This window comes from Shewanella sp., assembly GCF_013214165.1.
In the GTDB taxonomy this organism is placed as follows: domain Bacteria; phylum Pseudomonadota; class Gammaproteobacteria; order Enterobacterales; family Shewanellaceae; genus Shewanella.
Genome location: NZ_JABSSM010000002.1, coordinates 161,348 through 179,813, shown reverse-complemented (window position 1 = coordinate 179,813; position 18,466 = coordinate 161,348). Strand labels below are relative to the sequence as shown.

Sequence of the window (18,466 nt, the reverse complement as noted above, 5' to 3'; positions counted from 1 at the left end):
TCAATAACTGGTAATACGAATTTAGATGTAAATGCGCTGATTACAGATCAATAAGCGAACTTGGGTCGCGTTTTATAGCAGATCCTGATGGTTTTTGCACCAAAATGAGATCATTTGCTGCCAATAATAGCCTAAAACCTGCCTGTTCGGCTAGAAACTCGAAGGTCTCTGGCTGATAAAAGCTGACATGTGTCAGGTTGTTCTTATGATGCCACCTATCGAAAGCATGGATTTCGGTGAGCAACTTAGTGTTTATTGCCAGCCAGCCGCCGGGTTTCAAGAGTCTACACAGCAGTGACCACTCCTTGGATGGGAAGCGGAAATGCTCGAATACCCGATAACAGCAGATAAAGTCATATTCTTGTTTCAGCAGACCATGGTCGGGGGCAAAGTAAGGGTCATACTGCCGTAAGTCATGTCCCTGGGCTCGTATTGTATCGAGTGTCTGCGAGTCGGCTAAACGGCCAAAGTTAAGCCCGATTAATGCTTGATCGGTTTCTTGTGCGATCTGCTGTATCAAGCTGAGCAAAAACTGCTTCAGGGGCTTTTGGTATTTACTGGCACTCAGTAGGTATCGCTTTTTCTCTACCTGGGGCGGGAGATGAGAGTTAGCGTCGGAAAATACTAGCTGGCAGTGATGACAGGTATAGATACTGCGTTTTCTATCTTGATGAAATAGTGAGGTGTTTTCGTTGTGACAAAGAGGGCATCTAAGCATATAGGTATGGATCTACTCACCATGATAAGAATAGTAATATTTTGCCATAAAAAAAGGCGACAGTACGACTGTCGCCTTCAAAAAGTGTCAGAGACACCAATTCTTATTTCAAGTATCCGTACTTGCTATGCGACTTTCCCGGTCAATTTCCATCTTTTTTTAGTCTGCTTTCCATGCATGTTTTTTAGTTTTTGGTCTTCCAGACGCTTTCTTAATAGTCCTGAGTCTTCCTGACTACAGCTTCCGTAGATGGTCTTCATGACACATCACAATCCTATCGTCATCTTTGACGCCAAATTTAACCATCCATGTTAAGGTTTACTGTTAGCTTAGTGCTAGTGTTCTAAAACTGATACTAGGTATCGGCGGAACTACTTTCTCTAAACCTGCAAGGGAGTGCTATTACAGCTAAATGGCCTTCCTAACCAAGTTCCTTACAAAAATTATTCTGACCTGGATTTCAATCGAAATCACGACTCTTATTATATTTTAATGAGTGGTCTTAATTATATTATTGTTATTGAATCTATTTATTCTTATATCTTAAATGTCACTAATACCGAAAACTGTAAGTTATTATTTGATATTTTATACAAACAGATGGGTTCATCTCGGTACGGGACCAATTAAACCTAAATCTGTGATCTCTGTCAAGTATGTTTTTGCGGGTAGTTTACGTAAAGGTTAACTTGAGAGAGTTAAAAAAGGTGGGAAGACCACCTTTTTTAACATGCCAAAAGTTACTTAAGGCTTGATATATATTTAGATAATGCTTCGATATCATCGCTGGTAAGTTTCTTTGCGATATCTTGCATCATGCCATTCAAGTCGTTGTTACGATTTGTATCGCTAAACTTGTTAAGCTGTATTTTTAGATAGTTGGCATGCTGACCACCGATATCAGGGAAGCCTGCTAGCTCTATCCCCGCACCATCCGGACCGTGACAAGCGGCGCAAGCGGTAATGCCGCGAGCCATGTCGCCACCCTTGTATAGCTGCTCACCTAGAGCCGGAATATCTTTTACTTCTATTTCAACTTTTGTCTGTGAAGAGTAATACGCAGCGACATCTTCGATATCTTGATCGCTGAGCATCATAGCCATTCCCCCCATAATTGGATCGTTACGACCCTCTTTTCCGCCTGTTTTAGCCGCGCTACGGAAATCGTGTAGCTGCTTAATCAGGTAGGTGGCTTGCTGTCCAGCAAGTTTTGGGTACATGTCTATCATGCTGTTACCATCAACACCGTGACAGGCAGAACAAACAATTGCTTTAGTTTTTCCCGCTTCAGCATTGCCTTCAGCCATTGCAGGCAAGGAGATACAGGCTAACACTGATAGCGCAAGAGCTAACTTTTTCATGGCGTTCCAACTTATTGTTAAATTTTTTGTCCTGAGCTTACTAGCTAAGCCCGCAAGCGTGATAAAATGCTACTTATGTGATCGGGGTAATATTTTACACGAAATTGTGAAAATGTAAGCAACTCTTCGATATTTATAGTGCAAACCCTAATATTTTTGGAGTCAGTAGTGACTGAATCTCGTATTGATTTTCGTAAAGCCAAGTTTTTAATCAGTGCCCCGGACATCGCACACCTAGACGAGTATCTGCCTGGAGATGCCGGAATCGAAATAGCCTTTGCAGGGCGTTCGAACGCGGGTAAGTCTAGCGCGCTGAATCTTCTCACAGATCAAAAGAGTCTGGCACGAACCAGTAAGACGCCGGGAAGAACCCAATTAATCAATGTATTCGAACTGGATGAGCATCGTAGATTGGTCGATCTTCCTGGTTATGGTTTCGCTCAAGTGCCACTAGCCCTTAAGAAAAAGTGGCAGCTAGCTCTGGGGGAGTATCTACAGGAACGTCAGTGTTTAGGCGGCATGGTAGTCTTGATGGATATCAGGCATCCACTGAAAGATCTCGACATGCAGATGATCCAATGGGCCGTCGAGAGTGAAATCCCTGTGCTAGCCCTGTTAACCAAAGCCGATAAAATGAAGCAGAGTGAGCGCATGAAGATGGTTAATGAAGTCAGAAAGCATCTGGGTGATTTTGATGATCGGGTTAAGGTAGAGCCTTTCTCATCGCTTAAAGGCATAGGTAAGGCTAAGGTTTTAGACATCTTAAATACCTGGTGTCACCCTCAATGGTTGGTTGACGCATTAGCCGAAGCTGAGGCGGCGGAAGCAGAGGAGGAAAATTCTGCTATTAAGGGCTAACTTAGCTTAAATAAGCCTATAACGAATAAAACAGCGCCTGCCATTTTTCATGGTAGGCGTTTTTTTTGGCTATTACTTTTTTCTTGCTTAGGATTAACTAGAGGAGTGAAGAATTACAGACAAAAAAATAGCCGACGCAATAACCATCGGCCCAATTAGCTCTTTTGGGGAGAAGCTAAATTCAACAAGACTCAAGCGCGATGAATATAGACTCAATGGCGCTTAATGACGACAGCATAGCGCGAATTGAAACCGATTTAAAGTAAATGCTCTAAAGTTTATTTAGGGCGAAAAAAAGCCCCAGCAAATAAATTGCTGAGGCGCCATAATTTGGCTGTTCATTTAAAAAATGAACTAAAAAGGTTTGAAAGATAGAACATCTTAACCTCTGTACCCTACACAGAGAATAATACTCCATTGGACGTTATTAGGAAAACAGTTTTTTATAAAAGGAGTCAATATTGTGATTTAGATCTAACGTTTTCGTAGATGAAATGTTAGTTTTTGATCCGTAATTATCATTTTAGTGATTGGAATAGAATCACTTAGAGTGCTAGGGATGAAAAATAATCATTAACTGATCTTTTTTCAACAAATAGAGTATTTGCTTAACTAAATGGGTATGTTTTTCTGTTTTACAAGGTGAACACATGTCTCGTACGAATAATCAGACGACGAAAAAGCGAGGAGGAGCAAGGAGAAAGCCTTCGATTTCTATCAAAGGCTTTCTAGGAGATAATTAATGAAGCCAACAAGGATTAATGAGCCTGTTCCCAATTGTCACCTATTCCAGCTTCCGCAAGCAGTTCGACATCTAGGCTGACTGCATCGGCCATCAGCTGACAAACTTTCGCTTGCAGCTCTTCGGCCTTATCGCTGTCGACCTCGAACACGAGTTCATCGTGTACCTGCATGATCATGTCGATCTCACCGTGAGTCTCGGTGGCAATCCAATGGGCTATGTCGATCATGGCCTTCTTGATGATATCGGCAGCCGTGCCTTGCATTGGCGCGTTAATCGCCGCCCGCTCAGCGGCCTGGCGTCTCATGGCATTTCTATCTTTAATGGCGGGTAGATAAAGCCGGCGACCGTAGAGCGTCGACACGTAACCGAGATCTGCGGCTTCGGCCCGAGTCTCTTCCATATATTTGAGTACACCCGGGTAACGTTTAAAGTAAGTATCGATATACTTTTGCGCCTCAGGGCGAGGAATATCTAACTGCTTAGCGAGTCCAAATGCCGACATGCCATAAATGAGTCCGAAGTTTACTGCCTTGGCGCGACGGCGTTGCTCCTTGGTGACGTCATCGAAGTCCACATCGAATACTTCGGCTGCGGTTGCCCGATGAATATCCTTGCCTGCTGCGAAGGCCGTGAGTAGCCCCTTATCTTGGGACAGATGAGCCATGATACGCAATTCGATTTGTGAGTAATCTGCTGCGAGTACCTTCTTACCTTCTCGCGCAATGAAGGCGTGACGTATTCTGCGGCCCTCTTCGGTACGAATAGGGATGTTTTGCAGGTTAGGCTCACTGGAAGACAGGCGTCCGGTTGCCGCGTTGGCCTGATGGTAACTCGTGTGTACCCGGCCACTCTGAGCATTGACCATGAGGGGTAACTTGTCGGTGTAGGTACTCTTAAGCTTAGCTAAGCTTCTGTGTTGCAGTATTATCTTAGGTAGCGGGTAATCTAAGGCTAACTCGACTAATACGTCCTCTGCAGTCGAAGGTGCCCCCTTAGGCGTCTTCTTGATAATAGGATAGCCCAATTTCTCAAAAAATAGCGCCTGCAGCTGCTTAGGTGAATTTAAGTTGAATTTCTCATCGGCGATCTCGAAGGCTTTTTGTTCTAATTCAGCTATGGTCCTGGCGATCTCTTCACTCTGTTGGCCTAACATCATGCTATCGATTAAAACGCCGCCACGCTCAATATCTGACAGTATTTGTATGAGTGGCAGTTCAATATCGGTAAACACAGCAGCCAGTTCCGGCTCTTTCTCTAATCTTGGCCATAAATGCTGGTGTAATCTAAGGGTAATGTCGGCGTCTTCTGCAGCGTAGGGAGCCGCAGTTTGCAGATCGATCTGATTGAAGGTGAGCTGTTTGACACCTTTGCCCGCGATCTCCTCGAAGCTGATATTCTTGTGACCTAGATATTTAAGTGCCAGATCATCCATGTTGTGCTTAGTCGCAACCGAGTTGAACACGTAAGACTCGAGCATAGTATCGAAGGCTATGCCTTGTAGCTTAATGCCCAGATTGGCAAAAATACTGATGTCGTATTTAAGATTCTGACCTACTTTTTTAAGCTCAGGATTTTCAAGCAAAGGCTTGAGTTTTGCTAAGGCTTCAGCTTGAACCAGCTGCTCTGGTGCATCGAGATAGTCGTGGCCTAGTGGCAGGTAGGCAGCCTTACCCACTTCAATCGCGAAGGAGATACCGACTAACTTGGCCTCCATATAGTTGAGGCTGGTCGTCTCTGTATCTATGGCGATGAGCTCTGCATTAGCGAGTTTATCTATCCAGAGGTCTAATTCTTCATGGGTGTATATAGTGGTGTATTCAGTTTGAATATCTTGCCTGATCACCTCTTCATCGGTTGCTGTCTCGCCTTTACCCGAACCCGTCTTATTATCGAGTACTTCGGCTAACCAACGTTTGAACTCCATCTCACCGAAACATGATATCAATTCATCCCGGTCTGCCGGCTTGATAGTGAGCTCTTGCCAGTCTTGTTCTAGTTCAACATCTAACTTAATCGTTGCCAATTCATAAGATAACTTGAGTATATCGCAGTGCTCGGCCAGTTTAGCCGGCATGGTCTTAGCGCCCCTGAAGCCAAGTTCCGGCATCTTCTCCGGAGCGGCAAGGATCTTATCTATGCCGCCGGCACCCGTTAGCATGGCCACGGCGGTTTTCTCGCCTACACCTGGAAGCCCAGGAATATTATCGGCCTTGTCACCCTGTAGGGCTAATAAGTCGATAATGAGTTCGGGTCCGACACCAAATTTTTCGGTGACTTCGTCCGGCCCCATGATGGTATTGGTCATGGTGTTGATCAGGGTGACATTCTCATCGACGAGCTGGGCCATATCCTTATCGCCAGTGCTGATAAGTACGGCTCTGCCTTCTTTACTCGCTTGGGTTGAGATAGTGCCGATAACATCGTCTGCCTCGACGCCGGAAATACATACCAGAGGCAGCCCCATAGCACGTATAATCCTATGCAGAGGCTCTATCTGAGTGCGAAGATCATCTGGCATGGGTGGCCTTTGGGCCTTGTAATCTGCATACATGTCGTTACGGAACGTTTTACCTTTCGCATCGAAAATTACCGCCATCTGCGTCGGCTCATACTGTTTGAGCAGGCTGCGTAACATGTTAATTACGCCATAAACAGCGCCGGTGGCTTCACCCTTAGAATTGGTAAGATGTGGTGGTGAATAATAAGCACGATAAAGGTAGGAGGAGCCATCTACTAGCACTAACGGATTTTCGGCAATTTTAGGCATAATTTAAGTTTCGATTTAGGTTTCGAGAGCGGTGAATGACTCTGATTTTGAGTGCATTTTTGATAGTGATGCTAGCATGCCACAGAAGGGGAATTTCAGCCACGTCAAATAATACAGAGCCTGTGGATAAGTCTGTGAGTTAAACTTTTCATTCGTCGGAGAACGGTCTGATACAGTAGAAAAGATGTGGTCGTAACTTGTTGAAATCGTGGTAAAAATAAAAAAAGCGTGAACTAGACATTAGTTCCTTGAAAATCATCCTAATTTGTGGACTTAATTATTTTCCTGTGTTTCCTGACTCAAGTGTTGGCTAAATATTCAGCGCTTGGTAAAGTCAATGCACTAACTTAGCACGAAAAATAATCGGATCAAGGGCTTTGTTGTCATCTTGTTAAAATAAAAAAGTATATGGAGATTAGTTTTAATGAAAAAAATAGCAGTCTTATTGAGTGGCTCTGGTGTATTCGATGGTAGCGAGATACATGAAGCTGTTTTATCTATGTTAGCGCTGGCAAAGCTGGGCGTGGGCTACCAGTGTTTTGCGCCTAATATTTTACAGATGCATGTGGTTAATCATCTCACTGGTGAGGTGGAATCGGACCAGAGCAGAAATGTTTTAGTTGAATCGGCTCGTATTGCCAGAGGCGAAATTAAGGCGACCGAAGATCTTGAACTCGATGAGTTTGATGCACTGATCATTCCTGGTGGCTTCGGTGCCGCGAAAAATTTATGCAACTTTGCTACTAATGGCAGTGATTGCGTTATTGCGCCAGAAATCACAAGTTTTATCGGTCAGTTTGCCAATAGTAACAAGCCGGTTGGCTTTATCTGTATCGCACCGGTAATGATCCCTCTGTTATACGGCGAGGGTGTCATAGGCACTATTGGTAATGACAGCGAGACTGCACAAGCCTTCAACTCGATGGGCGGGAAGCATCGGGAGGCCGAGGTTCAGGACATAGTAGTCGATGAGATAAACAAGGTGGTGAGCACCCCAGCCTATATGCTGGTGGCTAATATCGCCGAAGCGAGTGTCGGTATCGACAAGCTAGTGAAGAAAGTGGTTGAGATGGCTTAAAGCAGCGGGCTAGCGCTTAATTCTTTTACTATCAATAAATCCTTGTGCGAGTCCGACGAGTAATCCGCCTATGTGGGCGCCATTGGCGATAGAGAGGCCGAACATATCGGTGAAGCCAAACACTAACCAGACCAGCATGAAGCCCATGTAGGCTGGTGGTAGGCCTATGCCTAATTCGGGGCGTTTAGTACCCATGACCCAGGTATAACCGACCACGGCATAGACGACGCCGGATAGACCACCGAAATGTGGTCCTCCGACGAAGTACTGGGCTATGTTGGGTAAGGTTCCCGCAACGATCAGCAAGGTGAGTAGCGGGAGCATGCCTAATTTATTCTCTATCTTGCCTCCCAGATACCACCACCAGAGCAAGTTGAAAATAATATGCAGGGCGGAAAAGTGCAGTAGACTTGGGGTGAACAGGCGCCAAAATTCTTTCAGGCTAGTGTCGGGAACGGCATTAAAAAATGACAGATATTGATAGATCGAGTCGGCAAAGCCCAGATTGAATCCCGCAAATACTAAGACACAGATGAAGATGATGCCTAAGGTCAACGGGCCTGCACCGGTAATAAATTGTGTCACCAGTTGCAGCGAAGGGGAGCCGTAGTCGAGTTTAATTTTGCTATCACCATTATCCCAAGAAGCCTGCAGATACTTAGGATCGTGAGGGTTGTGGGTGAAGCGCTCAAACTCCTGTCTGGCACGAATACTATGATGGTCGTTGAGTACACAGATACTGACGCCCTGTTCGGCGGGCAAGATTTTACACTCAATCTGCTCGCCTTTAAGGTAATCGATCAACGCTTGAGCGGCTCGCTCGTTGGGGAGCCTACCTATTTCAACCATAGAGTATCCTTGAAAGGGATTTATTTGTTTATGCGTGAGCTTGGTGCCAAGCCTGATAGCCACCATCTAGGCTATAGACGTCATCGAATCCCTGCTCGACTAAATATTGTGCCGCGCCCTGACTGCTGATGCCATGATAACAGATAACAATAAGAGGTTGATCCATATTAGCTTCTGCTACGAAACTGGCGAAATTTTCGTTATTGAGATTGATGGCACCTTCAATGTGACCCGAGGTGAAGCTGGCTGCGTCGCGAATATCTACGATCTGAATATCTGAGTGACTCTCTGAGAGCTGAATCAATTGATTGACGCTAAAATGTTGGAAGTTAGACATAGAACCTTACAGCAAAAATTGAGGGATAGATTAATTGTGCGATAAGGGGCCGCAATAGTACAGCCCCTTATATAGCATTCACAACGGCAGCCGTTAATCCCAGTCGAGGATAACCTTGCCCGATTGTCCCGAACGCATGGCGTCGAAGCCTTGCTGGAAGTCATCGATCTTGTAGTGATGAGTAATGATAGGTGAGATATCTAGGCCCGATTGGATCAAGCTGGCCATCTTGTACCAGGTTTCGAACATTTCACGGCCATAGATGCCTTTAATGATCAATCCCTTAAAGATAATCTTGCTCCAGTCGATGGCCATATTATCGCCAGGAATACCCAGCATGGCGATTTTTCCGCCGTGATTCATGGTATCTAACATGGAGTGGAATGCACTCGGTACGCCAGACATCTCCAAGCCGACATCGAAGCCTTCTGTCATGCCAAGCTCAGCCATGACATCTTCCAACTTCTCTTTAGTCACATTGACAGTACGAGTCGCGCCCATCTTCTTGGCCAGTTCGAGTCTGTATTCGTTGACGTCAGTGATCACCACATGGCGAGCACCAACATGGCGGCATACTGCGGCAGCCATGATACCGATAGGACCGGCGCCGGTGATCAACACATCTTCACCGACCAAGTCAAATGATAGCGCGGTATGCACGGCATTGCCGAAAGGATCGAAGATAGCGGCAAGATCGTCTGAAATATCATCGGGGATTTTAAAGGCGTTAAATGCCGGAATAACCAGATATTCAGCGAAAGCGCCATCACGATTTACGCCGACACCCGAGGTGTTACGGCATAGGTGAGTTCGGCCCGCACGACAATTTCGGCAATGGCCACAGGTGATATGTCCTTCACCTGAGACTCGGTCGCCAAGGGTAAAGCCACGGACTTCCTGGCCGATCCCGACAACTTCACCCACATATTCATGGCCGACAACCATAGGTACCGGAATGGTATTTTGCGACCAGGTATCCCAGTTATAGATATGTATGTCGGTACCGCAGATGGCTGTCTTGCGGATCTTGATCAATAGATCGTTATGCCCTAGCTCTGGCTTAGGTGCATCGACCATCCAGATGCCTGGTTCAGGCTTTAACTTGCTTAATGCTTTCATTTAAATAATGCCCATCTCTTTGGCGATGCGAGTAAATGACTCGATAGCCTTATCCAGCTGCTCTCTAGTATGAGCGGCAGACATCTGCGTGCGGATACGCGCCTGTCCCTTAGGGACAACAGGGAAAGAGAAACCAACCACATAGATGTGCTCTTCGAGTAGACGATTAGCGAAGTCACCTGCCAGTTTTGCATCGCCAATCATCACAGGGATGATGGCGTGATCGGCTCCACCTAAGGTAAAGCCTGCTGCGGTCATTTTTTCACGGAAGTAGCGGCTGTTTTCCCACACGGCTTCACGCAGTGCCTGTCCTGTTTTTAGCATCTCGAGCACATGGATAGAGGCCGTGACAATCGAAGGTGCTAAAGAGTTAGAGAATAGGTAAGGGCGTGAACGCTGACGTAGCCAATCAACGACTTCTTTCTTGGCCGCGGTGAATCCACCCGAGGCGCCACCTAATGCCTTACCTAAAGTGCCAGTGATGATGTCGACACGATCCATCACTTGACAATATTCGTGAGTTCCTCGGCCATTTTGACCGATAAAGCCTACTGCGTGAGAGTCGTCGACCATGACGAGTGCGCCATATTGGTCGGCCAGATCACACACACCCTTGAGGTTAGCGATTACACCGTCCATGGAGAACACGCCATCGGTGGCGATCAAAATATTACGTGCGCCCGCTTCTTTGGCTGCCTTAAGCTGCTCTTCGAGGGCGGCCATGTCGTTGTTGGCGTAACGGAAACGTTTCGCCTTACACAGACGAACACCATCGATAATAGACGCATGATTCAGGGCGTCAGAGATAATGGCATCTTCCTTGCCAAGCAAGGTTTCAAACAGACCCGCGTTGGCATCGAAACAAGATGAATAAAGAATCGTGTCTTCCATACCCAAAAATTCGCTCAGGCTAGCCTCAAGCTGCTTGTGTATGTCTTGGGTGCCGCAGATAAATCTGACCGACGCCATGCCGAAACCATGATTGTTTAAGCCGTCTTGCGCCGCCTTGATGAGTTCAGGATGATTGGCTAAACCAAGGTAGTTATTGGCACAGAAGTTCATGACTTCGGCGCCATTAACCCGGATTTCGGTCTGCTGAGGAGAGACGATTATGCGCTCGCTCTTATATAAGCCTTCGGCTTTTACTTCAGCAAGTTGTTGATTGATCTGGTCGTAGAATGAGGTCGTTGCCACCTGAATTCTCCTTAATTAGCATTATATTGAGTATTGGAGTGGCGGCATTTTAACCTTAAAACCGCTCGCCCTACAGCCTTTTTTTACCTGTGATAGCAAGATGAATTAGATTAGGGCTAGTGCGACTTTAACATCAATAAAGCTAATCCATAACAAATGGGGTGCTTCGGTGGGCGGTATCAATATAAGCCTTGATTATAGAAGGAATTTTAACGTTTTGGTGGCTTTATTTTGCTTAACATATGCAGGGGGATATCGCCGACAACTCGTCGGCGATATGGGTATTAGGCTAGTTCTTCGACTCGGGCCGTGGCTAATTCTTGATAATGCTGCTCGAGTCTGACAAATGTCGCGTGGGAACTTGGCGTCGAATAGGCCTTAGACAGCATCAAGATCCTCAGCAGCCCCTCATAGAGGGAGGATTTAGTGATCTTGGTATCCGGGGAGTGGGTCTGCTTATAGCTGATCCAGAAGCAGACAATCATTCTGATGGTTTCCGCCAGAGGGGGGATCTCATCTTGCTCGATAGCGATCACACCATCTTGCTCGAGTTTACTCAGTACATGGCTGCAACGGGTGAGTACTTGTTGCTGCACCTGTAAATATTGCCGCTTCAGTTCATCATCACGACTCAATATATCTGTGAGGTTGGCATACATAAACCTAAACTCCCACATGGCATAGAAGATGGCATCGAAGTAGCCTATCAAGAGGTCGATAGTGACGGGTTTGCCTTCATAGGGCTGAAAACTGCTCTCAAGGTGACTCTCGTAAAGGGAGAAGATTGAGCGAATAATGTCCTCTTTATTACGGAAATGGTAATAGAGGTTACCCGGGCTAATGCCTAAGTGTGCGGCGATATGATTGGTGGTGATAGTCCTTTCACCATGCTCGTTAAAAAGCTCCAGGCTGGCATGTATAATTTTATCGCGGGTTTTCATCTTCGTCCTAATGGCATTTTACTTAATAACTTAGTTGACAAACATACTAGCACTGACGGAATTCATCAGGCAAAACTGATTTGTAAGTTACTGTCATATTACTTATGGCTGTGTGTCTGTTGCAAAGGATATTAGGAGATATAAAATAAATGCTGAACCGACCAGTAATGGTTTCACTCCTGTTTGGTAGGTAGCAGGCCTATAAGTATGGCCGTCCCGTGACATTATCCCTGAGTTTAGGGCTGTGATAGCATTAGCCATTCAACTGCCAAATATTTTAAGTACCTGATCATATGAATCGTTTTTTCTACTCTGCCTTACTTTACCTGTTATTGCCGTTATTGGTTATATATCTAGCCATACGTGGGGTGAAGAGCGCCGACTATCGTGGCCGTTGGGGAGAAAGATTTGGTCTGACATCACTGCAGCCAAGCGATCTGTTAATTCATTGCGTGTCCATGGGGGAGACATTGGCGGCGGTGCCCTTGATTAAAGCGATTCAGCAAGCCTTTCCCCAGCTGACCATTACAGTGACCACCACTAGTCCTACGGGTTCTGCCGAAGTGGTAAAAGCCTTTGGTGATAGTGTGCAGCACTGTTACTTACCCTTCGACATCTCAATTTGTGTCAGGCGTTTCCTCAAGCAGGTCGCGCCTAAGACTTGCATCATCATGGAGACGGAGCTCTGGCCTAACCTGCTGCATCAGGCATCGAAGTCTGGGGTAAACTTGATGCTGGCGAACGCCCGCTTATCTGAAAAGTCGGCGGGAAAGTATCGCAAACAGGCTACTCTGACCTTGCCCATGTTACAGAGCCTAGATCGAATAGCGGCTCAATCTGAGCAGGCGGCGGCGCGTTTTATCGATTTAGGCGTTAAGCCTGAAAATATCAGCGTCTGTGGTAGCCTAAAATTCGATCTCAACATATCGGCAGATAAAAAAGCGCAAGCCAAAGCATTGCGCCTGGAGTGGCACAGGGGCACTAGCCCAATCTGGGTGGCCGGCAGTGTGCATCCTGGGGAGTTTGATGCCATCTTGAATGCCCACCGCCAAGTATTAGCGGCTAAACCCGATGCCTTGCTTATCATGGTGCCCCGTCATCCAGAGCAGTTTAATGCCGCCGCAGGTAAGATTGCCGATGCCGGATTTAACTTAATTCGTCGCAGTTTCAATGAGCCGCTACAGCCAAATACTCAAGTACTATTAGGCGATACTATGGGGGAGCTACTCAGCTTCTATGGCGCCGCGGATCAGGCTTTTGTCGGTGGCACTCTGATCGACAATGGTGGCCATAACCCATTGGAGCCTGCCGCATTTGGAGTACCCGCGTACGTCGGCCCACAGCATTGGGATTTCGCCGAGATAAGCGACTTGCTTCAAGATGCCGGGGCTTTGCAGGTGATCGCGTCGGATAGTGAGCTGGCTGGAGAGTTAATCAATAAGTTCAATGACGGATCGGCCTATGACGCCGCCAGCGAGGCCGGGCTTAAAGTTGTCGCCGCTAATAGAGGCGCGCTGAAGCAGCAGTTTGATCTCGCGAAACAATTGATTGACTCACGAGATGGCTCCCAAACTAAATAGTTATTTGGTTTTACGATGGGCATGTATCAGGCATAAATTCATATAAAAGTTCTAGGCCTGCTTCTTCATGCGTAACTGATATAAAGCCAGTTAATTGGGATAATGCACCTGATTTGTCAATAGAAGTTCGCAATAGGTAGCGAGTACTGGAGTCGTAGTTTGGTTAATACAAGCGCAGCTTTGGGAGCGGTAGGCTCTGCCAAAGAATTAATGAGCTAATACTAATGAATATTTCGATCTAAGGTTTCGCATAACCTTTTAGTAATTCTTGCCAGTTAGATTCGGTGAATGCCAAGGAGGGCAGTTTGCCCTTCTCCTTGTTGAACGAGCGCAATAAGCGCTCAAGATTTGCCGCTTGCCACCTAGCATTCGGCGCGCGGATCTCCCCTCTGTCGAAGTCGATCAGATAGAACTCGTCAGCTGTGATGAGGATGTTTTTTGCATTGAGATCGGCATGATAGACGCCGCGCTGGTGGAACTTAGCGATGCAGCTTCCCAGTTGTCGCCACTGCGCGTCTGTCATTGTTGCTGTGCCTAGCTTGGCCACCAGATCCTGTGCGCCTGCGACTCGCTCGATGATGATATCGGCGCGGTAGTGCAATCCGCTGCGCACAACATTGGCGGCAATAGGCCTAGGCACGGCAAAGCCTTCATTAAACAGCTGGGTCAGTAGCGCCAGCTCTGCCACCGCTCGGGTCTGGTGTAATCCGGTGAACAGGTATTTGTCCTTACTTAGCTTCTCTATCAGGCCGCCACGATAGTAATGGCGTAATACCCATTCACTGTCGCTATCGACAGGTGCCTCGTTCTGAGATGCTTCCGCAGCAGGCTTCACAAACCAGGTGATATAGCGTCCCTTAGATGAGCCGGTGACTGCAGATCGTTGCTGCCAAAAATCAACATCGAACCATTCTGTGGTGATCCCTTGTGCCGCGCTAACGCAAAACGCGATAGCGCCTTGGTTGGTCTGTTTTATCTGCATGGTCATCTTGGGTTGTTCTGTTTGAACGTTAGCTGGCATAGAGTCTGACTTAATTGAGTAAAATTAACGTGAAGCATGAGGGCTGAGCTCATTCTACATCAAGTTGTATGATTCGAAAAAATTATAGCTGTTTCAGCACCGAGGTTAGATTTTCTTGCCAAGGTTTTGCGGTCATTATCTGCCTGGACGCCGTTATATCGAGCAAGCTAAATTTGGGGCGTGAGGCCGCACTGGAGAACTGACTGGATGAGATAGGCTCAATTGGGATACGAGTATCGAGTTTACCCAAATCCAGGGCTATATCTTGAATGGCCAGGGCGAATTGATACCAGCTAGCCCTGCCAGCATCGCTCCAGTGATACATAGGGGCTAACTTATCTTGTTGGCTCAGACTCCAGATAAACTGACCTAGCTCGGATGCCGAAGTTGGACAAGAGATCTGGTCATCAATAACCGATAATTTAGACTGCTGAGTCATGAGCCTGAGCATGGTCTTGACGAAATTCGTGCCAAATTGGGAGTAGAGCCAGGAACTGCGTACTATGCAGGCATCTTCGTAGTTAACGGCCATGACCGCTTGCTCTCCGGCGAGTTTAGAGGCGCCATATACATTGATCGCATCTGGCCTGTCATCTATCGAATAGGCCTGGCCTTGCTGACCGTTAAATACGTAATCGGTCGAAAGGTGGATCAAGCGAGTCCGGGTCTGTTTCGCCGCCAATGCAATATTTCCAGCACCATCTCGATTGACTAAAAATGCCTGCTCTCGCTGCGATTCTGCCATGTCGACTTGGGTATAGGCGGCGGTATTGATGATGAGTTCGGCGCGGGTCAGTTCAATCGCGGTTATGAGTGACGCTAATGAGCCGATATCGACATCATCTCGGCCCATGGTCGTGACATGTATTGAGCTTGGCTTATTGGCGATTAAGGCCTGAGCCAGTTGACCGTCTTTACCTATGATGAGTGCGCGGGATATCGCCGTCATCGAGTCTGACCATCAAGTTTGGGCAGGGCATCTAGGCCTTGTCGGCCCCATTGGGGATTATTGATATACCAGTCTAAGGTGCTGGCTAAGCCAGATTCGAAACTCTGTACAGGCTGCCAGCCCAGCTCTTGCGCTATTTTACTGGCATCTATGGCATAGCGTCGATCATGACCCGGCCTGTCTGCCACAAAAGTGATCAGTTGTTTGAAATCATCAATACCTTGGGGCTTATCTAAGATGCGTGTGTTTAACCGTTCACAGATCTCGGTCACCACCTCTAGGTTAGTCTTCTCGTTACCGCCACCAATGTTGTAGGTTTCACCTAGTTTGCCCCTCAAGGCCACAAGGTAGAGTGCCCGCACATGATCGTCCACATGGAGCCAGTCTCGGATCTGTTGTCCATCTCCATATATGGGCAATGACTCGCCTGCTAAAGCCTTGTGCAGTATCAGGGGGATGAGTTTTTCAGGGTATTGATAGGGGCCATAGTTATTCGAGCAGTTACTCAGCACGACCGGCAGTTTATAGGTGCGCCCCCAGGCCCGCACCAGATGATCCGCCGCCGCCTTACTCGCCGAATAGGGCGAACTAGGTTGGTAAGGGCTCAGTTCGGTAAACAGGCCTGTGTCGCCTAACTCACCGAAGACCTCATCGGTGGAGACATGGTGAAATCTAAATGTCGCCCGTGCTTCGATATCTAGTCGAGCAAAATAATGGCGGCAGGCCTCCAGGAGGCAGTAGGTGCCGACAATGTTGGTCTGGATGAATTCAGCCGAGCCGTCGATGGAGCGATCCACATGGCTTTCGGCCGCCAGATGCATGACGATATCGGGACGGTATTGAGTCAATAAGCGATCGATAAGTTCACGATCGCAGATATCCCCTTGGATAAACTGGTAGCGCCGATGGGTACTGATACTGGCCAGTGACTCAAGGTTGCCAGCATAAGTTAGCTTGTCTAAGTTGATGACTGTGTGTGACGTCTCGTTTATCAAGAAGCGTATTAACGCCGAGCCGATAAAGCCCGCACCGCCGGTGACCAATATCGTTTTATTGCTGACAGTATCCATAATCACACGCCCCTAGTAATGGCATCGAAGGAGAGACCCAGCTTATCTTTACTTGATAATATGGGGACTTGCCCTTCTAAAGGCCAATCAATGGCTAAGCTTGCATCGTCCCAGGCGAGGGTTTTCTCGAACTCGGGGGCATAATAATCGGTACATTTGTAAATTATTTCCGCAAAATTTGAGGTGACATAAAAGCCGTGGGCAAAGCCTTTTGGGAGCCACATCTGCTGACGGTTCTTGGCCGATAGATAGGTGCCGAACCATTGGCATAAGCTTGGGCTGCCTTCACGTAGGTCGACCGCAACATCGAATATCTCGCCAACAACTACACGTATCAACTTGCCTTGGCTGCGTGGCGATTGAAAGTGTAAGCCTCTCAAACAGCCTTTTGTCGAACGGCTATGATTCTCCTGCACGAATGTGACATCGGCTATCTGCTGCCTAAACCAGGAGTCACGGAAGGTTTCGCAGAAGTTGCCGCGCTCGTCTTGATGCACGCGAGGATCAAGTAATTTTAAATCTGCAATCGGGGTGTCGGTGATGTTCATAGGGCCATTATGTTCTGAGCTGAGTGTCACTGTATTTATAATAAGGGAGTTTGCTCTCAATGTTGAGGGCAAATGGATGAGAGTTAAGGTTTTGGCTATATATCGGTGGAACTTGATTGAAAGCTTGGAACCTAATCCAGATCTCAATTAAACTCTCTGGGTGCATCTCTAATTCTCGGATCCTATGAGCTTAAAACTAGATAATATCAATTCCTTGTGTTTGTTACGCTTGTCTGCAATCGGTGATGTATGTCATGCCGTGGCTATGGTGCAGGCGATACAGAGGCAATATCCCCAGCTTAAGATCACTTGGATTATCGGTAAGGTTGAATATCAGCTGCTTAAGCATCTGCACGGTGTCGAGTTTGTTATTTTTGACAAGTCACTGGGCTGGCGTAGCTACTTCAAGTTACGCAGGGATTTGGCGGGGAAAAAGTTCGATGTGCTCTTGCACATGCAGGTGGCTTTGAGGGCGACTATAGCCTCACTGGCAATATCCGCCAAGGTGCGGATCGGCTTCGATCGCGCGCGAGCGAAAGAGGGCCAATGGTTGGTGACTAACCACAGCGTCGAGCCACTCGTCACTCCCCATGTGCTCGAAGGCTTCATGGGCTTCGCTAAAGCGATAGGGGTGACTGTTCTCACTCCAAGCTGGGAGATTCCAGTGCCTCTCGCCGATAGCGAATTTGCCAAGAAGATGATCCCCGATGGCGATAAAACCTTAGTCATCTGCGCCGCCGCCAGTAAAGCCGAGCGCAACTGGTTACCTGAGCGCTACGCCGCGGTGGCAAAGCATGCCATAGCCAAAGGCTTCAGAGTGATCTTGTGTGGCGGACCTGCGCGCCTGGAACTAGAGTTAGCCGAAGCCATCGAACAAGCTTGTGGGCTTCCTCTGGAAAATCAGGTGGGTAAGACCTCTCTCACTCAGTTATTAGCCGTACTGAAACAAGCCTCTATAGTGTTGGCACCCGACACAGGTCCTGCGCATATGGCTGTGACCCAAGGAACCCCGGTGATCGGGCTTTATGCCCATTCAAATCCAGGGCGCACGGGTCCATACACCAGCCTTAAAAATGTGGTGAGTGTGTATGATAAAGCCATCAAGTCTCAGAATGAAGGTGATGTTCTTTGGGGGAAGCGAGCTAAAGGGCAGTCTTTGATGAAGATGATTCTGCTTGAAGCTGTCATCAAGCAGTTTGATATACTCTCGAGTGAGCATCACGCTCACTCAAGTTAAAAAACAACTTGGACCGCACTGGCTGATATTTTTATGGATAGGATGCTGTTGGATATTCGTTAAGTGCAAAGCTCTGTAAAGTGAGTGTCGCGTC

Annotated in this window: 16 protein-coding genes; 4 read left to right on the top strand and 12 right to left on the bottom strand. The window is 47.2% G+C overall.

All coding sequences use genetic code 11. The features are described from left to right. Positions 1–40: 40 nt before the first annotated feature. Both HRU42_RS01490 and HRU42_RS01485 read right to left on the bottom strand, forming a co-directional pair. On the bottom strand, positions 41–718 hold the full coding sequence (locus HRU42_RS01490) for a class I SAM-dependent methyltransferase (RefSeq protein ID WP_295028333.1): 678 nt from the start codon (positions 716–718) through the stop codon (positions 41–43). Positions 719–1,458: 740 nt separating this feature from the next. Continuing rightward, entirely contained in the window at positions 1,459–2,079 is a 621-nt protein-coding gene (locus HRU42_RS01485) for a cytochrome c4 (RefSeq protein ID WP_295028332.1), read from the bottom strand. 168 nt (positions 2,080–2,247) lie between these two features. On the opposite strand from HRU42_RS01485, the gene yihA reads away from it, so the two are divergent. Beyond that, on the top strand, positions 2,248–2,937 hold the full coding sequence (gene yihA / locus HRU42_RS01480) for a ribosome biogenesis GTP-binding protein YihA/YsxC (protein WP_295028330.1): 690 nt from the start codon (positions 2,248–2,250) through the stop codon (positions 2,935–2,937). Positions 2,938–3,695: 758 nt separating this feature from the next. On the opposite strand, the gene polA is transcribed toward yihA, so the two are convergent. Beyond that, positions 3,696–6,449, bottom strand: coding sequence for a DNA polymerase I (gene polA / locus HRU42_RS01475; RefSeq protein WP_295028329.1), 2,754 nt, complete (start codon positions 6,447–6,449; stop codon positions 3,696–3,698). 424 nt (positions 6,450–6,873) lie between these two features. Between polA and elbB the strand changes: the two genes are divergently transcribed. Beyond that, entirely contained in the window at positions 6,874–7,527 is a 654-nt protein-coding gene (gene elbB, locus HRU42_RS01470; RefSeq protein WP_295028327.1) for an isoprenoid biosynthesis glyoxalase ElbB, read from the top strand. 9 nt (positions 7,528–7,536) lie between these two features. Here the strand turns inward: elbB and glpG are convergent, their stop codons facing one another. The 5 genes from glpG to HRU42_RS01445 form a co-directional block, all read right to left on the bottom strand. Further along, a complete protein-coding gene (gene glpG, locus HRU42_RS01465) occupies positions 7,537–8,376 on the bottom strand; it encodes a rhomboid family intramembrane serine protease GlpG (protein ID WP_295028324.1) in 840 nt (279 codons plus the stop codon). Between the two features lie 28 nt (positions 8,377–8,404). Further along, a complete protein-coding gene (gene glpE / locus HRU42_RS01460; protein WP_295028322.1) occupies positions 8,405–8,713 on the bottom strand; it encodes a thiosulfate sulfurtransferase GlpE in 309 nt (102 codons plus the stop codon). A gap of 93 nt (positions 8,714–8,806) precedes the next feature. After that, positions 8,807–9,832 (bottom strand): L-threonine 3-dehydrogenase, encoded by a 1,026-nt coding sequence (gene tdh, locus HRU42_RS01455; protein ID WP_295028321.1) that lies wholly within the window; start codon positions 9,830–9,832, stop codon positions 8,807–8,809. Continuing rightward, positions 9,833–11,026 (bottom strand): glycine C-acetyltransferase, encoded by a 1,194-nt coding sequence (locus HRU42_RS01450; RefSeq protein WP_295028319.1) that lies wholly within the window; start codon positions 11,024–11,026, stop codon positions 9,833–9,835. Positions 11,027–11,310: 284 nt separating this feature from the next. Next, entirely contained in the window at positions 11,311–11,967 is a 657-nt protein-coding gene (locus HRU42_RS01445; RefSeq protein WP_295028317.1) for a TetR/AcrR family transcriptional regulator, read from the bottom strand. 293 nt (positions 11,968–12,260) lie between these two features. On the opposite strand from HRU42_RS01445, the gene waaA reads away from it, so the two are divergent. Beyond that, the gene (gene waaA / locus HRU42_RS01440) at positions 12,261–13,547 is read left to right on the top strand and encodes a lipid IV(A) 3-deoxy-D-manno-octulosonic acid transferase (protein WP_295028315.1); all 1,287 of its coding nucleotides are present in this window, start codon (positions 12,261–12,263) and stop codon (positions 13,545–13,547) included. A 238-nt stretch (positions 13,548–13,785) separates the two neighbouring features. Here waaA and HRU42_RS01435 read toward each other — a convergent pair whose 3' ends face one another. The 4 genes from HRU42_RS01435 to rfbC form a co-directional block, all read right to left on the bottom strand. Then, complete coding sequence (locus tag HRU42_RS01435; RefSeq protein ID WP_295028354.1) at positions 13,786–14,529, bottom strand: 3-deoxy-D-manno-octulosonic acid kinase; 744 nt, start codon at positions 14,527–14,529, stop codon at positions 13,786–13,788. Positions 14,530–14,650: 121 nt separating this feature from the next. Then, a complete protein-coding gene (rfbD, locus tag HRU42_RS01430) occupies positions 14,651–15,517 on the bottom strand; it encodes a dTDP-4-dehydrorhamnose reductase (protein ID WP_295028313.1) in 867 nt (288 codons plus the stop codon). Beyond that, complete coding sequence (rfbB, locus tag HRU42_RS01425; RefSeq protein ID WP_295028311.1) at positions 15,514–16,587, bottom strand: dTDP-glucose 4,6-dehydratase; 1,074 nt, start codon at positions 16,585–16,587, stop codon at positions 15,514–15,516. The genes rfbD and rfbB overlap by 4 nt, the downstream gene beginning before the upstream one ends. Positions 16,588–16,589: 2 nt before the next feature. Beyond that, on the bottom strand, positions 16,590–17,135 hold the full coding sequence (gene rfbC, locus HRU42_RS01420) for a dTDP-4-dehydrorhamnose 3,5-epimerase (protein ID WP_295028309.1): 546 nt from the start codon (positions 17,133–17,135) through the stop codon (positions 16,590–16,592). Positions 17,136–17,319: 184 nt separating this feature from the next. On the opposite strand from rfbC, the gene HRU42_RS01415 reads away from it, so the two are divergent. Beyond that, positions 17,320–18,372, top strand: coding sequence for a glycosyltransferase family 9 protein (locus HRU42_RS01415; RefSeq protein ID WP_295028307.1), 1,053 nt, complete (start codon positions 17,320–17,322; stop codon positions 18,370–18,372). Positions 18,373–18,466: the final 94 nt, after the last annotated feature.